This window comes from Streptomyces globisporus, assembly GCF_003501885.1.
In the GTDB taxonomy this organism is placed as follows: Bacteria; Actinomycetota; Actinomycetes; order Streptomycetales; family Streptomycetaceae; genus Streptomyces; species Streptomyces globisporus_D.
This window is the reverse complement of the sequence record NZ_QWFA01000071.1, coordinates 46,275-64,846: the sequence shown is the minus strand read 5'-3', so window position 1 is coordinate 64,846 and position 18,572 is coordinate 46,275. Positions and strand designations below refer to the sequence as shown.

Here is an 18,572-nt window from a genome sequence, read left to right as displayed (position 1 = left end):
CGCCCCGTCAGGCGCCGAGCGCCAGCACCACCAGGGCCGCCGTCGCCGCGGTCTCCTCGACGCCGCCGAAGACATCCCCGGTGACCCCGCCGAACCGCCGTACGCAGTGCCGCAGCAGCAGTTCGGCGGCGGCGAGAGCGCCGAGCACCGCAAGCCCGTGGTGCAGCGCCCCAAGCGGCCCGAACAGGGCGCCCGCCGCCGCGCACAGCCCCACCGTCAGCGCCGCCGCGAGCAGCGCCCGCCCGGCCGGAACCGTGCCCGCCACCGTCGCCCCGAGCCCCTCCGGCCGGGCCGCCGGGACGCCCTGACGGGACGCCAGGGTCAGCGCCAGGCGGGCGGCGACGGCCGCGACGACGGTCCCGATGGCCCCGTGCGCCCAGCCCATCCCGTACAGCTCGAAGAGGACTGCGACCTGAGCCAGCAGCACCAACAGCAGGCTGATGACACCGAACGGCCCAATGTCGGACTGCTTCATGATCCGCAGTGCGTCCTCGGCCGGTTTCCCGCTGCCGAGGCCGTCCGCGGTGTCCGCCAGACCGTCCAGATGCAGCCCCCGGGTCAGGGCTGCCGGCACCGCGACGGAGGCCACCGCCGCGAGCAGCGGCCCCGAGCCGGCCAGCAGTGACAGCGAGCCGAGGGCGGCGGCGAGCACTCCCACGACGAGCCCGGCGAGCGGGGCGCAGAGCATGCCGGAGCGGGCGGTCGCGCGGTCCCAGCGGGTCACCCGGACCGGTAGCACGGTCAGGGTGCCGAAGGCGAAACGTATGCCGTGGCTGTTCAGGGAGGTCACCGCGCGCAGGCTAGCCGCTGGGCCGCACCGATAGATTGGGCGAAACGCGCCGAACGCCGCGAAACCTGACGTATCGGGAGTGGGTGGCATGGGTCACTGGTGGCACGAGAACATCGCGGAGCCGGGCAAACTGCCGCTGCTCCTCGCGCTGGCCGCCTTCGTCCTCACCTTCGCGATCACCCGCACGTCGTCCTCTCCGTCGTCGGCGGATTCGGCGCGGTGGCCAGCGGGCGGCACGGGGTGGCCGCCGGGGTGTTCGCGGTGATCTTCGGGGTGGGGGCCGGTCTGGTGCTCGACGAGTTCGCCCTGATCCTGCACCTGGACGACGTGTACTGGACCGAGGAGGGCCGCCAGAGCGTGGAGGCGGTGGTGCTGACCGCCTCGCTGGTGCTGCTGGTCCTGGCCGGCTTCTCCCCGCTCGGCGTCGACGACGTCACCGACGAGGAGCAGCAGGGCAGGCTCGGCCTCATCGCGACGTACGTGATCAACTTCTGCTTCGTCCTGATCTGCCTGTTCAAGGGCAAGCTGCGGATGGCGGTGCTCGGCACCCTCGTCCCGTTCGTCGCGCTCGTCGGCGCGATCCGGCTGGCCCGCCCCGCATCCCCGTGGGCCCGGCGCTTCTACCGCCACCGTCACCGGGCCCGCTCCCGGGCGATGCTGCGGGCCTACCACGGCGGCGATCGCGGCCAGATGCTCGCGGCCCGCCAGGTTGTCCTTCACCAGGACCTCCACCACCATCGCGAGGACCACCAGCGACCCCGTGAACCAGGCGCGCCGCTGGTGGCAGAGGTACACCGCGAGCCCGACGACCGCCGCCGACGGCCCGGTGTCCACCACCTGCGCGTCCGAGGCGGGCAGACCCAGGAACGTCCCGGGCCCGAGAGCGACGCCGATCCGGGCGTACAGCGTCCCCGCCAGCGTCGCCCCGTACGCCACCGCGAGCGTGCGCCACCGCCCCAGGCACAGCTCCGCCACCCCGAACACCAGCAGGATCTGGGCCAGCGCGCCCCACACCGGCAGATCGAGCGCGGGTACGAACAGCGACAGCGGGGTACGCAGGAGAGCGAGCGGCAGCGGGTCCTCGGCCCGGACGGCTCCGAGGCTCCGCACCGGCCCGTAGCCCCACGCCTGGTTCTGCGTCAGCTGGATCGCGGCCGTCAGCGCCACCGCGGTCAGCGTCAGCGCGAGCGCCCGCACGCCGTGGACGGCGAGCCGCTGCCGTACGGCCGTGAACAGCGGGCCCCACTCCCGTACCGCCGCCCGGCGCAGCGCCGGGAGAGGGCTCATCCGCTCTTCACGAACATCATGGAACGGGCCCCCGGTCGGTCAGTCGGNCGTCCTCGGACTCCGACGCCTCCTCGGCCTCGGCCTCCTCGTCCTCAGCCTTCTCCGGCTCGCGCTCCGGGAGTTCGGCGGCCAGCGCCGCCGCGGCCTGCACCAGCGGCAGGGCCAGCAGCGCACCGCTGCCCTCGCCCACCGTCACCCCGTGGTCCAGCAGCGGGGTCAACGCCATCCGGTCCAGCGCCTTCGACTGCGCGGGCTCCCCGCTGACCTGACCGGCCAGCCACCAGTCCGGCGCCCGGAACGCCGCCCGCTGCGCCACCAGCGCACAAGCCGCCGAGACGACCCCGTCCAGGATCACCGGCATCCGGCGCACCGCGCTCTGCAGCAGGAACCCCGTCATCGCCGCCAGGTCCGCCCCGCCCGACGTGGCCAGCAGCTCCACCTGGTCGCCCAGCACCGGCCGGGCCCGGCGCAACGCGTCCCTGATCGCCGCGCACTTCCGNCGCCGCGCCCGGTCACCACGGAGGCGTCCGTTCCGCAGAGCGCGGCGACCAGGGTGGCCGCGGCCGTCGTGCCGCCCACGCTGAGGTCGCCGAGCACCACCAGATCGGTGCCGGAGTCCGCCTCCTCGTCGGCGATCGCCATGCCGAGGCGGATCGCCTGCTCGGCCTCCTCGGCGGTCATCGCGTCCTCGACGTCGATCCGCCCCGAACCCCGCCGCACACGGTGGCGCACCACGGACTCGGGCAGCAGCTCCGGATCGCAGTCCAGGGAGACGTCCACGATCCGCGTCGGCACCGAGAACCGCCGGGCCAGCACCGCGACCGGGCTCGAACCGTCCAGAACGGCCCGCACCAGCTCGTACGCACCGCCCGCAGGACGGCCCGAGACACCCAGCTCCGCCACCCCGTGGTCACCGGCGAAGAGCACCAGACGCGGCTGCTCGACGGCCCTCACCGGCACGGACTGCTGCGCGGCGCTCAGCCACTCGCCCAACTCGTCCAGGCGGCCGAGCGCTCCCGGGGGGACGGTCAGCCGCTCGCGCCGCTCCTCGGCATCGCGCCGCACACCCCCGTCGGGGCGTTGGATCAGGTCGGAGAAGTCGTCCAGGTTCACGGAGGTCTGCCTCGCGGGTCGTCAGGTCGGGTCCGGGTCAGGGAACCCGGCGGCGGGCCCCAGCCGGAACAGTACCTGTCGGCACCCGGGACGGAACGGGCCGCGAACGGCGGAGCCGGCCACCCCCGCACCCCACGCGAGCCGAGGTCCGCGAGGGCTGACGCCCCCTCACCCGCGCAGCACCAGCACCTGCCCCGCCACCACCAGCAGCACCTGCTCGCACTCGGCCGCCACCGCCGCGTTCAGCCGCCCCAGCTCGTCCCGGAACCGCCGCCCCGCCGCCGTCGCCGGGACCACCCCCGAACCCACCTCGTTGGTCACCAGCACCACCGGCCGCCGGGTCCCGCGCACCGCGGCGACCAGTTCCGCGACCCGCTCCCGCAACGCCGCCTCGCCACCGTCGTGCCACCGCTCGTCCTCCCAGGCCCCCACCCGGTCCATCGCGTCGGTCAGCCACAGCGACAGGCAGTCGATCAGCAGCGGCGGCCCGTCCGCCCCCAGCAGCTCCGTGAGCTCGCAGGTCTCCTCGGTCCGCCAGGCGCCCGGCCTGCGCTCCCGGTGCAGTCCGATCCGGGCCGCCCACTCCGGGTCCCCGTCGCGGCGGCCGCCGGTCGCCACGTACACCACGTCCGGCACCGCGTGGTACTCGCCCACCACCAGCGTCGTCCCGTCCGGCACCGCCCGCGCCCCGGCCGCCGCGAGCCGCCGCTCCAGCGCCGGGCCCGGCGGGGCGTCGTGGTCCAGGTGGACCGCGATCACCTCGGTCGTGGGGCCCACCGCACCCACTGCCCGCAACCGGGCCACCGCGTCGGGGCGCCCGATCACATCGAGGACGACCATCTCGTACGGCCGCTCCACCCGCTCGGGCAGTCCGGAGGGAGCGGCCCCCGGCGGCAGGTACAGCAGCCGCTCGCCGTCCGGCGCGGTCACCTCGTACCCGGTCCCCGGGGCGTCCATCGCCACCGCCCGTACCCGGTGCCCGCTGATCAGCGTCAGGACCTGTCCGTCCGGGACCCGCCCGGCGGGCGGCAGCAGGGCGGGCAGTTCGACGGCGGGCCCGTCGTGCGGGTGGGTCAGCAGCACCTGGCGGACCGCGCCCAGTGAACGCCCCGCCCGGGCGGCCGCGAACATCGCGCCGGGGGTGAGATCCAGCAGCAGTGCGTCGTCGACCAGCAACGCCGTCGCGGCCCGCGCCCACGGGCCGCGGGCCGTGGCGCAGACCGCACAGGGGCAGGAGGGGCGCGGCAGCCCGTCGGGGGCTCCGGTGCCGAGCAGTGTCAGTTCCACCCCTTGATCCTCCCGTGTCCCCCGGTCAGGTGCGCGCCCGGCTAGGCTGCGGAGCAGCAACGCGACCCGGGAGGCTGGCATGGCGTGGACGTGGCGGTTCGAGAAGTCCGACGGTACGGAGACGGAGCCGGCGCTGCAGCCGGAGGAGTTCACGACCCAGGGCGACGCGGAGTCCTGGATCGGTGAGTACTGGAAAGAGCTCCTGGAGGGCGGCGCCGCACAGGTGACGCTCTTCGAGGACACCACCAAGATCTACGGCCCGATGAGCCTGCAGGCCGACGGCGCCTGACGCCCGGCACAGAGGGAGGGGCGGTACGGGGACTCCGTACCGCCCCTCCCCGAATCCGGACCTCAGATCTCCCCGAGCGTGACCTCCGCCGTCCGGCTGTCGCCGTCCCGTGTGTACGTCACGGTCACCTTCCCGCCCGGCTTCTCGCCCGCCAGCGCCTCGGAGAGCGAGGTGATCGTGGTGACCTCGGTGTCCCTGATCTTCGTGATGGTGTCCCCGGGCCGCAGCCCCGCGTCGGCCGCCGCGCCGCCCCGCTCCACACTGACCAGCGCCACCCCGGCGGGGCGGTAGTTGTCGTCGACGACCGTGCGGCCGGTGATGTTCAGCGCGGCCCGGCCCGAGTCGGTGACCTTGCCGTCCTTGATGATCTGGTCGGCGACCGTCCGCACCATCGAGACGGGGATCGCGAAGCCGATGCCCGGCGCCGCGCTGTCGCCCATCTGCGGGTCGGTCGCGGCCAGGGTCGGGATGCCGATCACCTGACTGTCGAGGTTCACCAGCGCACCGCCGCTGTTGCCCGGGTTGATGGCCGCGGACGTCTGCACCATGTTGGCGATCGTCGCGCCCGTGCCACCGCCCGACCGGCTCTCGCTCACCGTCCGGCCGAGCGCGGAGACGATGCCCTGGGTGACGCTGCTGGACAGGCCCAGCGGCGAGCCCATCGCCAGGACGATCTGCCCGACCTCGACCTTCTCCGCGTCGCCGAACTTCGCGGCCCGCAGCCCGTCCGGCACCTCGTCGAGCTTGATCACCGCCAGATCCTGCTCCGGGTAGGAGGAGACCAGCGAGGCGCTCAGCACCGCCTCCCCGGTGGCGACGCTGACCTTGAACGTCTTCTCGTCACCGACCACATGGGCATTGGTGACGATGTGCCCCTTGTCGTCGTACACGATCCCGGAGCCGAGCCCCTCCGAGGCGTCGATCTGCACCACCGACGGCAGCACGTCGTTGATGACGTCCTGGTAGGCGTTCTCCAGATCGTCGGGGGCGCGCTTCACCGCGCCCTGCGCCGTACCCGACGCACTGGCCTCGGGGGCCGGGGCCGCCGGACCCGTACCGGAGCAGCCGCCCGCCAGGGCGATGGCACACACGGCCGCGGACAGGGGAAGCAGCAGCCTGCGCGCCCGGCTGCGGGAGGGGCGAGAGTCCATGTCCGAAAGTCTCGTGCCGGGCCCGTTCGGGTGCCCGTACTGATGGGCCGAACGGGCCCGCCGACCTCCGGCTAGCCGCGCACCCCGCACAGATGCAGCAGCGCCGCCACACCCCGGTACGGGTCGGTCCGCCCGGCCCGGTCCTCCAGGGTCAGGACCCGCTCCAGCTCCTCGGACGGCAGCTCCACGTCGTTGCCGACGTTGTCCGTGAAGACCCGCACCCCGTACCAGGCGTGCAGCGGCGCGGCGATCCCGGCGAGCGTGGCACGCAGGGCGTCGAGCCGGTCGGCGCGCACGGTGAGGCCGAGGCGGTTGGTGTACGCGGGGGTGTCGAAGGCGGCCAGGGCCGCGCCGAAGTCACCGGCGAGCCCCGGGCGCATCGCGAGCGCGTCCGCGTTCCGTACGAGCAGGGAGAGCAGACCGCCGGGCGCCAGCATCCGGGCGAGCCCGGCCAGCATCGGGTCCGGCTCCTCGACGTACATCAGGACGCCGTGGCACAGCACCACGTCGAAGCTGCCGGGCAGGAAGTGCACGCCGGTGTCCCGGCCGTCGCCCTCGATGAGCCGGACCCGCTCCCGGATGCCCTCCGGCTCGCTCGCCAGGGCCGCCCGGGCCGAGGCCAGCATCTCCGCGTCCGACTCCAGACCGGTCACCGAGTGACCGGCCCGCGCGAGGCGCAGCGCCTGGGTGCCCTGGCCCATGCCGACGTCCAGGACGCGCAGCCGCCGGCCCACCGGGAACCGTCCGGCTATCTGCTCGTCCAGCTGCCGGGCGACCAGCTCCTGGCGGACCGTGTTGCGTACCCCGCCGAGACCCGCCAGCCACGCCGAGGAGACCCCGGTGAAGCCGGAGGCCTCCGTGCTCAGGGCCGCTCTCCGCGCTTGACCTGCGGCTTCGGCAGCCGCAGTCGACGCATCTGGAGCGTGCGCATCAGGCCGTACGCCACGGCTCCGCGCTTCGGGGTGTCCGGGAAGCGCTCGCGGAGCTGCTTCTTCAGGCGCATCGACAGACCGATCGAGTCGATCACGATCAGGATGATCACACCGAGCCACAACAGCAGCGAGATGCTCTGGATGTTCTGCACCTGGATCACGCTGAGGATCAGGATGATCACGGCGAGCGGCAGGAACCACTCGGCGATGCAGAAGCGCGAGTCCACGTAGTCGCGGACGAAGCGGCGGACCGGGCCCTTGTCGCGGACCGGCAGATACCGCTCGTCGCCCGACGCGAGCGCCTCACGCTGCCGGGCCAGGTCGGCGCGGCGCGCTTCGCGCTGGCGCTTCAAGGCCGCCTTGCGGTCGGCGGGCGCCGCGGACGCGGCACGACGCCGCTGCGTCTGGGCCTCGCTGCGCTTGGGGGTGGGGCGACCCTTGGGAGCCTGCGGGTCGCGGGGCTGCTGGGAGAGGTCCGCCGTCACCTTGTCGGTGGGGGCCTTCTCTGTCTTGGCACGGCTACGGAACACAAAACCCAAGGGTACGGGGTCGGCGCGCGGGCCCGGCGACCCGGGCGGGCACGATCCGGCAACGGACGGGGTGCCCACAAGGGCCCCGACCGGCCGATACGTGCGTTTACCGGCTGTTCCGAAGTCCGTCACGGGACGGTCCCGGGGCCTCACCTACACCTTGGGCGGGAGTACCGGCCGGGCTCAGTCGTCCTTGGGGAGGAGCACATCAGGACTCGAACAGTGCGGTAATAGAGACAGGGCCCGTACTGTGGGTTCTATCGGGAGTGCTGGAGCTCAGTCCGTCAGAAGGGGGCGCGCGAAGCCCATGAGCGGTGTCATGAAGCGTATGGGGATGCTTTTCCGCGCGAAGGCAAACAAGGCCCTTGACCGGGCCGAGGATCCGCGCGAGACCCTCGACTACTCGTACCAGAAGCAGCTGGAGCTGCTTCAGAAGGTGCGTCGCGGCGTCGCCGACGTGGCGACGTCCCGCAAGCGCCTGGAGCTGCAGCTGAACCAGCTGCAGGGCCAGTCGTCCAAGCTGGAGGACCAGGGCCGCAAGGCGCTGGCGCTGGGCCGCGAGGACCTGGCGCGCGAGGCGCTCTCACGGCGCGCCGCTCTCCAGCAGCAGGTCACCGACCTGGAGACGCAGCACACCACGCTGCAGGGCGAGGAGGAGAAGCTCACCCTCGCGGCGCAGCGGCTGCAGGCCAAGGTCGACGCCTTCCGCACGAAGAAGGAGACCATCAAGGCCACCTACACGGCGGCCCAGGCCCAGACCCGGATCGGCGAGGCCTTCTCCGGCATCTCCGAGGAGATGGGCGACGTCGGCCTCGCGATCCAGCGGGCCGAGGACAAGACGCAGCAGCTCCAGGCGCGGGCCGGCGCCATCGACGAGCTGCTCGCCTCCGGCGCCCTGGACGACCCGACCGGCACGGCGAAGGACGACATCGCCGCCGAGCTGGACCGGATCTCCGGCGGCAGCGACGTGGAGCTGGAGCTGCAGCGGATGAAGGCCGAGCTGGCCGGTGGCTCCTCGTCCTCGCAGCAGGCCATCGAGGGCGGCGCCCAGGACGGTTCCCAGCAGGCGCAGCAGTCGTCCCCGCACAAGTTCGACAAGCAGTAAGGGCAGCGTCATGATCGTACGGATCATGGGGGAGGGCCAGGTCAAGCTGGCCGACAGTCACGTCGTCGAGCTGAACGAACTCGACGACGTCCTGCTCAAGGAGATGGAGAGCGGCGACGGCCCCGGCTTTCGCACCACCCTCCACGCACTCCTCGACAAGGTGCGCGAGCTCGGCACTCCGCTGCCGGACGACTCCCTGGAGCCGTCCGAGCTGATCCTGCCGGCGCCCGACGCCACCCTGGAAGACGTCACCGCCATGCTCGGCGACGACGGGCTCATCCCCAACTGACCCACGGGCCGCCCACCAGCACTCAGCACTTCTCTGCCCCGCGTCCGGTCCCCCGGCCGCGGGGCAGAGGTGCTTTCCGGGCCGGGCCGGTCCCGGCCGGTGGGTTCCCGCCGGCTCTCGTCGGGGAAGGCTCCCGCCGCCGAGGACCGGCCGCGTACCGTTGCTGGACGTGACCACCCTCTCGTCCGGCTTCGCGCGTGCCCGCCGCTGGCTCCGGGAACATCCGCTCGCGTTCGACGCGACCCTGGCGTTCTGCACCCTCGTCGCGATGATCTGCAGCTCGTTCACCGACCCGGGCGACGGTCACGGGCCGCCCGCCTTCGGGGCCCGTACCCCCGAGCTGTTCAGCGTGCTCCTGATGACCCTCACCGCCGCGGCCCTCGTCCTGCGGCGCCGCCGCCCGATGCAGGTCCTCGCCGTCACCGCGGCGCTCGCGGCCGTCGAGTACGTCCTGATGGACCCGCCCGCCCCCGTGGTCATGACCACCGTCATCGCCCTCTACACCGTCGCCTCACGCACCGACCGCCCCACCACCTGGCGGGTCGGGCTGCTGACCATGGGAGGGCTCACCGCCGCCGCGATGGTCTTCGGCTCGACCCCCTGGTACAGCCAGGAGAACTTCGGCGTCTTCGCCTGGACCGGTCTCGCCTCCGCCGCCGGGGACGCCGTACGCAGCAGGCGCGCGTTCGTCGACGCCATCCGGGAGCGGGCCGAGCGGGCGGAACGCACCCGGGAGGAGGAGGCCCGCCGCCGGGTCGCCGAGGAGCGGCTGCGGATCGCCCGGGACCTCCACGACGTCGTCGCCCACCACATCGCCCTGGTCAACGTCCAGGCCGGGGTCGCCGCCCACGTCATGGACAAGCGCCCGGACCAGGCCAAGGAGGCGCTCGCCCATGTCCGCGACGCCAGCCGCTCCGCCCTCAACGAACTCCGCGTCACCGTCGGGCTCCTGCGCCAGCAGGGCGACCCCGAGGCGCCCACCGAACCGGCCCCCGGGCTCGCCGTCCTCGGCGAACTGGTCGCCACCTTCCGCAATGCCGGGCTCCCCGTAGAGGTGGCCTGCGCCGACCGCGACCGGCTGCCCGCGGCCGTCGACCTCGCCGCCTACCGGGTCATCCAGGAGGCCCTGACCAACGTCCGCAAGCACGCGGGCGCCGGGGCCAAGGCCGAGGTCAGCGTCGTACGGGTGGGGGCCACCGTCGAGGTCACCGTGCTCGACAACGGCCGGGGGAGCGCCGGCCGGCGCCCAGGGTCCGCACCGGGCGGCGGGCCGGGACCGGCCGACGGCCCTCCGGGTGACGGCGACGGCCTGGACAGCGGCGGCCACGGCCTGGTCGGCATGCGGGAACGCGTCACCGCCCTCGGCGGGGCCCTCACCGCGGGCCCTCGGTACGGCGGCGGCTTCCGGGTCCATGCGATCCTTCCGGTCGAGGCCCGCACGGGTGAACCGGAGCGGCCGGGCACAGCGGGCGGGACGGGGCTCCACCGATGACCCAGCCGACTCCGGCCACGACGCCCGACGCGCGGGAGGCGCCGATCAGGGTGCTGCTCGCCGACGACCAGGCGCTGCTGCGCAGCGCGTTCCGGGTGCTGGTGGACTCCGAGCCGGACATGGAGGTGGTCGGAGAGGCCGCCGACGGGGCCCAGGCCGTCGAGCTGGCCCGCGCCACCGGCGCCGACGTGGTCCTGATGGACATCCGGATGCCGGGCACCGACGGGCTCGCCGCCACCCGCATGATCAGCGCCGACCCGGAGCTGTCCGCGGTGCGCGTGGTCATGCTCACCACGTTCGAGGTCGACGAGTACGTGGTCCAGTCGCTGCGCGCCGGAGCCTCCGGCTTCCTCGGCAAGGGCGCGGAGCCGGACGAACTCCTCAACGCCATCCGGATCGCCGCGGCCGGCGAGGCGCTGCTCTCCCCGGCCGCGACGAAGGGGCTCATCGCCACGTTCCTGGCCCAGGGCGGCAGTTCGGAGGAGGGGCCGGACAGCGCGGAGTACGCGGAGCGGCTGGCGGCGCTCACCGGCCGCGAACGCGAGGTGCTGGTGCAGGTCGCGGGCGGCCACCCCAACGACCGGATCGCCGAGCGGCTGGAGGTCAGCCCGCTCACCGTCAAGACCCATGTGAACCGGGCGATGGCGAAACTGGGCGCCCGGGACCGGGCGCAATTGGTGGTCATCGCCTACGAATCGGGCCTGGTGCGCCCCCGCGGGGACTGACCCGGAGGCGGCACGGTGTACGGCGGTGTACTCCACCTGCGGTATGCGCGGCATAAGAAAGCAGCCCGGCGGGCGACGTTTCGGCTGTGCGGAGCGGAGATCGTAGGACTGGGCTGGAGGGGCGGTCCCCGATGTTCTCCCCTCCCCGCCCTCTGCCGCGTACGCCACAGAAGAGAGACCCACCCATGTCCTGGCTGTCCAGATTCAGCCTCGCGCAAAGGGCCCTGATCGGGCTGATCTCGATCGTCGCGCTGGTCTTCGGCGCGATAGCGATCCCACAGCTCAAGCAGCAGCTGCTGCCGACCATCGAACTGCCGATGGTCTCGGTGCTGGCGCCCTACCAGGGTGCGTCTCCCGATGTGGTCGAGAAGCAGGTCGTCGAACCGCTGGAGAACTCCCTCAAGGCCGTCGACGGCGTCGAGTCCATCACCTCCACCGCCAGTGAGGGCAACGCCCTCATCATGGCGACCTTCGACTTCGGCGACGAGGGCACCAAGCAGCTCGTCGCGGACATCCAGCAGGCGGTGAACCGGGCCCGCGCCCAGCTGCCCACCGATGTCGACCCGCAGGTCATCGCCGGTTCCACGGACGACATCCCGACCGTGGTCCTCGCCGTCACCTCCGACGAGGACCAGCAGACGCTGGCCGACCGGCTCGACCGCACGGTCGTCCCGGCCCTCCAGGACATCGACGGCGTCGGCCAGGTCACCGTGGACGGCGTCCAGGACCTCCAGGTCTCCGTCGTCCCCGACGACAGGAAGCTCGCCGCGGCCGGTGTGGACGCGGGCACGCTCGCCCAGGCCCTCCAGTCGGGCGGCGCCACCGTCCCGGCCGGCTCCTTCTCCGAGTCCGGCAAGAGCCGCACCATCCAGGTCGGCGGCTCCTACACCTCCCTGAAGCAGATCGAGGACCTCCAGGTCGTCGCCAAGGACCCGGCGGGCGCCGCGGACGAGCCGGGCAAGCCGGTGCGCCTCGGTGACGTGGCCGAGGTGAAGCAGGAGCCGTCCACGGCGGTCTCCATCACCCGCACCAACGGCAAGCCGAGCCTCGCCGTGATGGCGACGATGGACAAGGACGGCAGCGCCGTCGCCATCTCGGACGCCGTCAAGGACAAGCTTCCCGACCTCCGCAAGGACCTCGGCGCGGGCGCCGAGCTGACCGTCGTCTCCGACCAGGGCCCCGCGGTCTCCAAGTCGATCTCGGGTCTGACCACGGAGGGCGCGCTCGGCCTGGTCTTCGCGGTCGTCGTGATCCTGGTCTTCCTCGCCTCGATCCGCTCGACGCTGGTCACCGCGGTCTCCATCCCGCTCTCGATCGTCCTCGCGCTGATCGTGCTCTGGACCCGCGACCTGTCGCTCAACATGCTCACCCTCGGCGCGCTCACCATCGCCATCGGCCGGGTCGTCGACGACTCGATCGTGGTCCTGGAGAACATCAAGCGCCACCTCGGCTACGGCGAGGAGCGCCACGCGGCGATCATCAACGCGGTCAAGGAGGTCGCCGGAGCGGTCACCTCCGCGACCCTCACCACCGTCGCGGTCTTCCTGCCCATCGGCCTGGTCGGCGGCATGGTCGGCCAGCTCTTCGGCTCGTTCTCGCTGACCATCACCGCGGCGCTGCTGGCCTCCCTGCTGGTCTCGCTCACCGTGGTCCCGGTCCTGTCGTACTGGTTCCTGCGCGCGCCCAAGGGCACCCCCGAGGACGCGGCGGAGGCCCGGCGCCTTGCCGAGGAGAAGGAGGCGGCCAGCAGGCTCCAGCGGATCTACGTCCCGGTCCTGCGCTTCGCGACCCGCCGCCGGATCACCAGCCTCGTCATCGCCGTCGCCGTGCTCCTGGGCACCTTCGGCATGGTCCCGCTGCTGAAGACGAACTTCTTCGACGCCGGCGAGCAGGAGGTCCTGACGGTCAAGCAGGAACTCGCCCCCGGCACCAGCCTGGAAGCCGCCGACGAGGCCGCCCGCAAGGTCGAGAAGGTCCTGACCGAGGACAAGGGGGTCAAGGACTACCAGGTCACCGTCGGCTCCTCCGGCTTCATGGCCGCCTTCGGCGGCGGCACCGGCTCCAACCAGGCCTCCTACCAGGTCACCCTGAAGGACGCCGCGGACTACGAGGACGCCCAGGACCGCATCGACGAGGCCCTCGGCAAGCTCGACGGCATCGGCGACACCACCATCGCCGCGGGCGACGGCTTCGGCGCCCAGGACCTCAGCGTCGTGGTCAAGGCCGCCGACGCCGACGTCCTGAAGAAGGCGTCCGAGGCGGTCCGCGACGAAGTCGCCACCATCAAGGACGTCACCGACGTCCAGAGCGACCTGGCGCAGAGCGTCCCGCGCGTCTCGGTCACCGCCAACGACAAGGCGGCCGCCGCCGGATTCGACTCCGCCGCCCTCGGCGGAATCGTCGCCGGAGCCGTCCGCGGCACGCCCGCCGGCTCCGCGACGCTGGACGACACCGAGCGCGACATCGTCATCCGGTCCTCGAAGCCGGCCGCCACCGTGGCCGAGCTGAAGGCCCTGCCGCTCGGCCCGGTCAAGCTCGGCGACATCGCCGACGTGAAGGTCGTCCCCGGCCCGGTCTCGATGACCCGGATCGACGGACAGCGCTCGGCGACGGTCACCGCCAAGCCCGTCGGCGACAACACCGGCGCGGTCAGCACCGATCTCGCCACGAAGATCGACGCCCTGGACCTGCCGGAAGGCGCCACCGCCACCATCGGCGGCGTCACCGAGGACCAGAACGAAGCGTTCATGCAGCTCGGCCTCGCCATGCTGGCGGCCATCGCGATCGTCTTCATGCTGCTGGTGGCCACCTTCCGGTCGCTCGTCCAGCCGCTGATCCTGCTGGTCTCCGTACCGTTCGCGGCGACCGGCGCGCTGGCCCTCCTGCTCATCACGGGCACCCCGCTGGGCGTCCCCGCGATGATCGGCATGCTGATGCTCATCGGCATCGTGGTCACCAACGCGATCGTGCTGATCGACCTGATCAACCAGTACCGGGCCCAGGGTCTCGGGATCATGGAGGCGGTCATCGAGGGCGGCCGCCACCGCTTCCGCCCGATCATCATGACGGCGCTCGCGACCATCTTCGCCCTGCTCCCGATGGCGCTCGGCGTCACCGGCGAGGGCGGCTTCATCTCGCAGCCGCTGGGCGTCGTGGTGATCGGCGGTCTGATCAGCTCCACGCTGCTGACCCTGCTGCTCGTGCCGACGCTGTACGCGATGGTCGAGCTGCGCAAGGAGCGCCGCGCCAAGAAGAAGGCCGCCAAGCGCGCGGCCAAGGCCGGCGTCCCGGACCAGCCGAAGCCGGAGGAGGCCCGCGAGGCCGAGCCCGCGCAGGCCTGACCCGCAGGCGGAACCCGAAAGGCAGGGGCCCGGTCCACGCACCCGCGTGAGCCGGGCCCCTGCCGCGTACGGCGGCGTGCACGGCCGCCCCGTACGGCGGCTCTCAGTCGTCCCCGCCCGGCGCCCGGACGATCCGGTGCCCCATCTCCTTTCGCTGCCCGGGGAGCCGGGTGCTCACGGAGACCGTCTCCCGGACCACCCGGGCCCGGGTCTCCTCCGGCGCCTTGCGCAGGAGCGCGGCGAGGTCGTCCGGACAGAAGTTCCCGTTCCGCTCCGCGTAGGTGCCCCGCTCGGCCTCGCGCCGCCGGTCCCCCCTCCCGGCCATGGCTCCCGCGCACGCGAAAGCCCCGGTACGCCGACCAGCGGCATACCGGGGCTTCCGGCAGTGGAGACGGCTCCCGGTTACGGCAGCGCCAGCATCCGCTCCAGGGCGAGCTTGGCGTACTTCTCCGTCTCCGGGTCGACCTCGATCCGGTTGACCAGCTTGCCGTCGGCCAGCGACTCCAGGGTCCAGACCAGGTGCGGCAGGTCGATGCGGTTCATCGTCGAGCAGAAGCAGACCGTCTTGTCGAGGAAGACGATCTCCTTGTCCTCGTCGGCGAAACGGTTCGCCAGGCGGCGTACCAGATTCAGCTCCGTGCCGATGGCCCACTTCGAGCCGCGCGGGGCCGCCTCCAGGGCCTTGATGATGTACTCCGTCGAGCCCACGTAGTCCGCGGCGGCGACGACCTCGTGCTTGCACTCCGGGTGCACCAGCACGTTGACCCCGGGGATCCGGGCCCGGACGTCCTCGACCGACTCGACCGAGAAGCGGCCGTGGACCGAGCAGTGGCCGCGCCACAGGATCATCTTCGCGTCCCGCAGCTGCTCGGCGGTGAGGCCGCCGTTCGGCTTGTGGGGGTTGTAGAGGACGCAGTCGTCCAGGCTCATTCCCATGTCCCGCACGGCCGTGTTGCGGCCCAGGTGCTGGTCGGGGAGGAAGAGGATCTTCTCGCCCTGCTCGAAGGCCCACTCCAGGGCGCGTTTCGCGTTCGAGGAGGTGCAGATCGTGCCGCCGTGCTTGCCGGTGAAGGCCTTGATGTCGGCGGAGGAGTTCATGTACGAGACGGGCACCACCTGGTCGGCGACACCGGCCTCCGTCAGCACGTCCCAGCACTCGGCGACCTGCTCGGCGGTGGCCATGTCGGCCATCGAGCAGCCGGCCGCCAGGTCGGGCAGCACGACCGCCTGGGCGTCGGTGGTGAGGATGTCCGCCGACTCGGCCATGAAGTGCACACCGCAGAAGACGATGTACTCCGCCTCCGGGCGCGCGGCCGCGTCGCGGGCCAGCTTGAACGAGTCACCGGTGACGTCCGCGAACTGGATGACCTCGTCGCGCTGGTAGTGGTGGCCGAGGACGAACACCTTGTCCCCGAGCTTCTCCTTCGCGGCGCGGGCGCGCTCCACCAGGTCCGGGTCGGACGGGGAGGGGAGGTCGCCGGGGCATTCGACGCCGCGCTCGCTCCTCGGATCGGCCTCGCGGCCGAGCAGCAGCAGCGCGAGGGGTGTGGGAGTTACGTCCAGGGGCTGGGCCGTGGTCACGTCACGCACCCTTTCTTCTCTGCGTTCTGCTCTGCGGCTTCGGCGAACGCGCCTTTTCGTCTATTTGACGCTATCTATGATAGCCGCTTCGTGTCACTTTGACGATGCCGATAGCGTCGATGTGACGCATCCCCCGGGCGAGCGGGTGTGCGAGCATGAAAAGGAACAGACACGCGCTTGGCCCGGAATGATTCCGGGGCTGAGACGGTTGAACCGTCGGCAAGCAGTCCGTACAACCCGGGAGAGAAGCAGATGTCCGTATCGGACGAGACCACCACCGTGAGCGACGGCATCCTCCTGTCCGACGCCGCCGCAGCCAAGGTCAAGGCCCTGCTGGAGCAGGAAGGCCGCGAGGACCTGGCGCTGCGCGTCGCCGTTCAGCCCGGCGGCTGCTCGGGCCTGCGCTACCAGCTCTTCTTCGACGAGCGCTCGCTCGACGGTGACGTGGTGAAGGACTTCGACGGTGTCAAGGTCGTCACCGACCGGATGAGCGCCCCGTACCTGGGCGGCGCCTCCATCGACTTCGTCGACACCATCGAGAAGCAGGGCTTCACGATCGACAACCCCAACGCCACCGGCTCCTGCGCCTGCGGCGACTCGTTCAGCTAAACGCTGCGAGCGGGAAACACACGGCAGACGGAGGCGGCCCCGGGAGTGATTCCCGGGGCCGCCTCCNGCCGCGCGCGTCCGCGTCAGCCGCGCGGCACCGCGCCGCCGGAGGCCGCGTCGATCACCGTGCGGTCGCCCAGCGGCTTCTCCAGCGTCACCGTCCGGGTCAGCTCCTTGGCGATCATGATGCAGGCCTTCTTGCCCTCCTGCGGCTTCTCCGTCACCGTGATTCGCACCTGGCCCGCGCTCTCCTTCGCGCTCGCCGTGTACGTACTGCACACCCCGCCCCAGAAGGTCACCTCAAGGGTCCGCCCGTCCGCACCGTACGAGGTCACCTTCCGGTCCCCGGAGGGCGTCGTCGGCGCGTCCGGCTTCTCGATGAACTTCGGGTCCACCGCCACCTGCGTGACCGTGTTCTCCGGACCGCCCGGCGCCTGGCGGACCGTGAAGAGCCAGGACGGCACCAGCGTCTGCCGGCCGTCCACGTAGTTCAGCGCGAGACCGAACACCGCGTCCTCGACCGTCTGCGTCACCGGCGCCCGCTTGCCGTTCGACGGCACGCACTGCGGATCGGCCGGAGGCTTCGGCTCGCCCTCCAGCGGTACGGGAGTGGCGCAGCCGCCGATGTCCCGGCCGCCGTCCCCCTTGCCCTTGCTCGCCTCGTTCAGCTGCTTCAGCGCCTCGTCCGCGCCGACCGCCGGGTAGGTGGCGCCCTTCTCCAGCGCCTTCAGATGTCCGCTGCCGCCGGCCACCTTGCCGTCCGGGCCCACCTGGACCCCGGTCGACCAGCCGTACGTCGGAAGCCCGTCGACCTTCGGGTCGGCGTTCACCACGCGGACGTCGCCCATGAGCTGGCCCGCGTTCAGCGCCGCGTCGTCCTGGCCCGCCGCCTTGAGCACCGGGACCGCGGCCGCCTTCGCCGCCTTCTCGCTCACCGGGTCGCCGCCGGTCTCCGTGGCGCCGTTCGCGCACATCTTCCCCGGCTCGCAGGGCTTGGACGGGGTGGTGCGGGCGAACGTCCAGGTGCCCGGGGCCTGCTTGGCCACCTTCAGGAGCGCGCCCGGCCCGTCGTCGTCGCCGACCACCCACGAGGTGCCCTCGGTGCGCGGCGAGCCCGGAATGCCGAGCGCCTTCGCCAGCCTGGCGACATCGGCCGACGCCACCGTGCCCTTCGCCCGGTGGACGGCCGCCTCGTCCGGACCGTCGGGGAGTTCGCCCGCGGCCCGGTAGATCACGGGCGGGCCGCCCGGGTCCGGTTCACCGGGGGCGATACCGGCGGGCGGGGAGTCCGAGGCCGAGGATGTGGAGCCCGGGCCGTCCGCCGGGGCGTCCAGGGCCAGCAGCGGGGCCGACCTCTTCGCCGCCGTACCGCTGTCGGCCCCGCCGCCGTCGCTCGAGGCGGTCGAGGCCCAGTACGCCCCGCCGCCCCCGGCCAGCAGCACGGCCGCGGCCACCGAGGCCACCGCGAGCGGCGGACGCCGCCGCCGGGGGCCGGTCACGTCGTTGTCGGGTCGCTCGGTGCTCACCGGATCGCTCCTTCGACTGCGTTGCCGTCGCGGCGCCTACCGCGTGTCCCCGGGCGGGGACACCGGTGGGACGGAGCCGAGGAGCGTACGGTTCCAACGGCCGGGGGAGCCGCGGACACGAACACACCGCACGATTCGCGCCGGGGCGGACGCGGAAAGGCCGAAAGGCGACGCCCCCGGCTGGTTCTTCTCCCGGTCCGCGCCGGTCCTCAGTCCCCGTACTCGGACATCGCGTCGATCAGCCGCGCCGACGAGGGCGGGATCGTCACCCCGCTGATCAGGGACGGCTTCACCGGGGCCGGGGTGGTCTTCACCGACGCCGTCCAGTGCGGAGCCATCCGCGCGCAGTCACCGCGCAATGCGGCCAGGCTCAATTCCGACTCGGGCAATGCGGTGTGCTTCGACATATCCGCACCGTAACCACGGTCGCGCTCAGGTAGAAAGCCCTACTATCGGGTAGTTTTCCCTTTTCCTGGTGGTCGGGTCACCCGGTAGCGTGAACTGTCACGTCGTCCCGGAGGGCGC

General features: G+C 72.4%; 16 protein-coding genes and 3 pseudogenes. 8 read left to right on the top strand and 11 right to left on the bottom strand.

Annotation, left to right across the window (positions count from 1 at the left end; genetic code table 11):
* Positions 1–7 precede the first annotated feature (7 nt).
* A complete protein-coding gene (locus D3105_RS15565; protein ID WP_118903790.1) occupies positions 8–790 on the bottom strand; it encodes an adenosylcobinamide-GDP ribazoletransferase in 783 nt (260 codons plus the stop codon).
* Positions 791–878: 88 nt separating this feature from the next.
* On the opposite strand from D3105_RS15565, the pseudogene D3105_RS35335 reads away from it, so the two are divergent.
* Positions 879–1,462 (top strand): annotated as a pseudogene (locus D3105_RS35335) (hypothetical protein); the annotation flags it as partial.
* Here D3105_RS35335 and D3105_RS15555 read toward each other — a convergent pair.
* The 3 genes and pseudogenes from D3105_RS15555 to D3105_RS15545 form a co-directional block, all read right to left on the bottom strand.
* Positions 1,457–2,077: pseudogene (locus tag D3105_RS15555) on the bottom strand (hypothetical protein); the annotation flags it as partial. The pseudogenes D3105_RS35335 and D3105_RS15555 sit on opposite strands and share 6 nt — an antisense overlap.
* 16 nt (positions 2,078–2,093) lie before the next feature.
* A pseudogene (locus D3105_RS15550) lies at positions 2,094–3,109 on the bottom strand (nicotinate-nucleotide--dimethylbenzimidazole phosphoribosyltransferase).
* Between the two features lie 249 nt (positions 3,110–3,358).
* Positions 3,359–4,477 (bottom strand): bifunctional adenosylcobinamide kinase/adenosylcobinamide-phosphate guanylyltransferase, encoded by a 1,119-nt coding sequence (locus D3105_RS15545; protein ID WP_118903789.1) that lies wholly within the window; start codon positions 4,475–4,477, stop codon positions 3,359–3,361.
* Between the two features lie 79 nt (positions 4,478–4,556).
* Here D3105_RS15545 and D3105_RS15540 point away from each other — a divergent pair, with 79 nt between their 5' ends.
* Positions 4,557–4,766, top strand: coding sequence for a hypothetical protein (locus tag D3105_RS15540; protein WP_010057779.1), 210 nt, complete (start codon positions 4,557–4,559; stop codon positions 4,764–4,766).
* Between the two features lie 62 nt (positions 4,767–4,828).
* Here the strand turns inward: D3105_RS15540 and D3105_RS15535 are convergent, their stop codons facing one another.
* The 3 genes from D3105_RS15535 to D3105_RS15525 all read right to left on the bottom strand — a co-directional run bounded on the left by D3105_RS15535 (position 4,829) and on the right by D3105_RS15525 (position 7,379).
* Positions 4,829–5,917, bottom strand: coding sequence for a S1C family serine protease (locus tag D3105_RS15535; RefSeq protein ID WP_118903788.1), 1,089 nt, complete (start codon positions 5,915–5,917; stop codon positions 4,829–4,831).
* A 71-nt stretch (positions 5,918–5,988) separates the two neighbouring features.
* Entirely contained in the window at positions 5,989–6,696 is a 708-nt protein-coding gene (locus D3105_RS15530; RefSeq protein WP_118903797.1) for a methyltransferase domain-containing protein, read from the bottom strand.
* Positions 6,697–6,779: 83 nt separating this feature from the next.
* Entirely contained in the window at positions 6,780–7,379 is a 600-nt protein-coding gene (locus D3105_RS15525) for a DUF3043 domain-containing protein (protein WP_118903787.1), read from the bottom strand.
* 319 nt (positions 7,380–7,698) lie between these two features.
* Here D3105_RS15525 and D3105_RS15520 point away from each other — a divergent pair, with 319 nt between their 5' ends.
* The 5 genes from D3105_RS15520 (at position 7,699) to D3105_RS15500 (ending at position 14,331) form a co-directional block, all read left to right on the top strand.
* A complete protein-coding gene (locus tag D3105_RS15520) occupies positions 7,699–8,484 on the top strand; it encodes a PspA/IM30 family protein (RefSeq protein WP_118903786.1) in 786 nt (261 codons plus the stop codon).
* 10 nt (positions 8,485–8,494) lie between these two features.
* On the top strand, positions 8,495–8,773 hold the full coding sequence (gene pspAA / locus D3105_RS15515; RefSeq protein WP_010057786.1) for a PspA-associated protein PspAA: 279 nt from the start codon (positions 8,495–8,497) through the stop codon (positions 8,771–8,773).
* A gap of 169 nt (positions 8,774–8,942) precedes the next feature.
* Entirely contained in the window at positions 8,943–10,265 is a 1,323-nt protein-coding gene (locus D3105_RS15510) for a sensor histidine kinase (RefSeq protein ID WP_118903796.1), read from the top strand.
* Positions 10,262–10,990: a response regulator gene (locus tag D3105_RS15505; RefSeq protein ID WP_118903785.1), complete on the top strand. Its 729-nt coding sequence runs from the start codon at positions 10,262–10,264 to the stop codon at positions 10,988–10,990. The genes D3105_RS15510 and D3105_RS15505 overlap by 4 nt, the downstream gene beginning before the upstream one ends.
* A gap of 185 nt (positions 10,991–11,175) precedes the next feature.
* Positions 11,176–14,331: an efflux RND transporter permease subunit gene (locus D3105_RS15500; RefSeq protein WP_118903784.1), complete on the top strand. Its 3,156-nt coding sequence runs from the start codon at positions 11,176–11,178 to the stop codon at positions 14,329–14,331.
* Positions 14,332–14,434: 103 nt separating this feature from the next.
* Here the strand turns inward: D3105_RS15500 and D3105_RS15495 are convergent, their stop codons facing one another.
* Positions 14,435–14,656: a hypothetical protein gene (locus tag D3105_RS15495; RefSeq protein WP_118903783.1), complete on the bottom strand. Its 222-nt coding sequence runs from the start codon at positions 14,654–14,656 to the stop codon at positions 14,435–14,437.
* Positions 14,657–14,733: 77 nt separating this feature from the next.
* Positions 14,734–15,921 carry a quinolinate synthase NadA gene (nadA, locus tag D3105_RS15490; protein WP_179887501.1) on the bottom strand — a complete coding sequence of 396 codons (1,188 nt, stop codon included), beginning with the start codon at positions 15,919–15,921 and terminating at the stop codon, positions 14,734–14,736.
* A gap of 243 nt (positions 15,922–16,164) precedes the next feature.
* On the opposite strand from nadA, the gene D3105_RS15485 reads away from it, so the two are divergent.
* A complete protein-coding gene (locus tag D3105_RS15485; protein ID WP_006123927.1) occupies positions 16,165–16,521 on the top strand; it encodes an iron-sulfur cluster assembly accessory protein in 357 nt (118 codons plus the stop codon).
* Between the two features lie 83 nt (positions 16,522–16,604).
* On the opposite strand, the gene D3105_RS15480 is transcribed toward D3105_RS15485, so the two are convergent.
* Positions 16,605–18,047 (bottom strand): hypothetical protein, encoded by a 1,443-nt coding sequence (locus D3105_RS15480; RefSeq protein ID WP_118903782.1) that lies wholly within the window; start codon positions 18,045–18,047, stop codon positions 16,605–16,607.
* Positions 18,048–18,256: 209 nt separating this feature from the next.
* Positions 18,257–18,454, bottom strand: a complete 198-nt coding sequence (locus D3105_RS15475) for a hypothetical protein (protein WP_118903781.1) — start codon at positions 18,452–18,454, stop codon at positions 18,257–18,259.
* Positions 18,455–18,572: the final 118 nt, after the last annotated feature.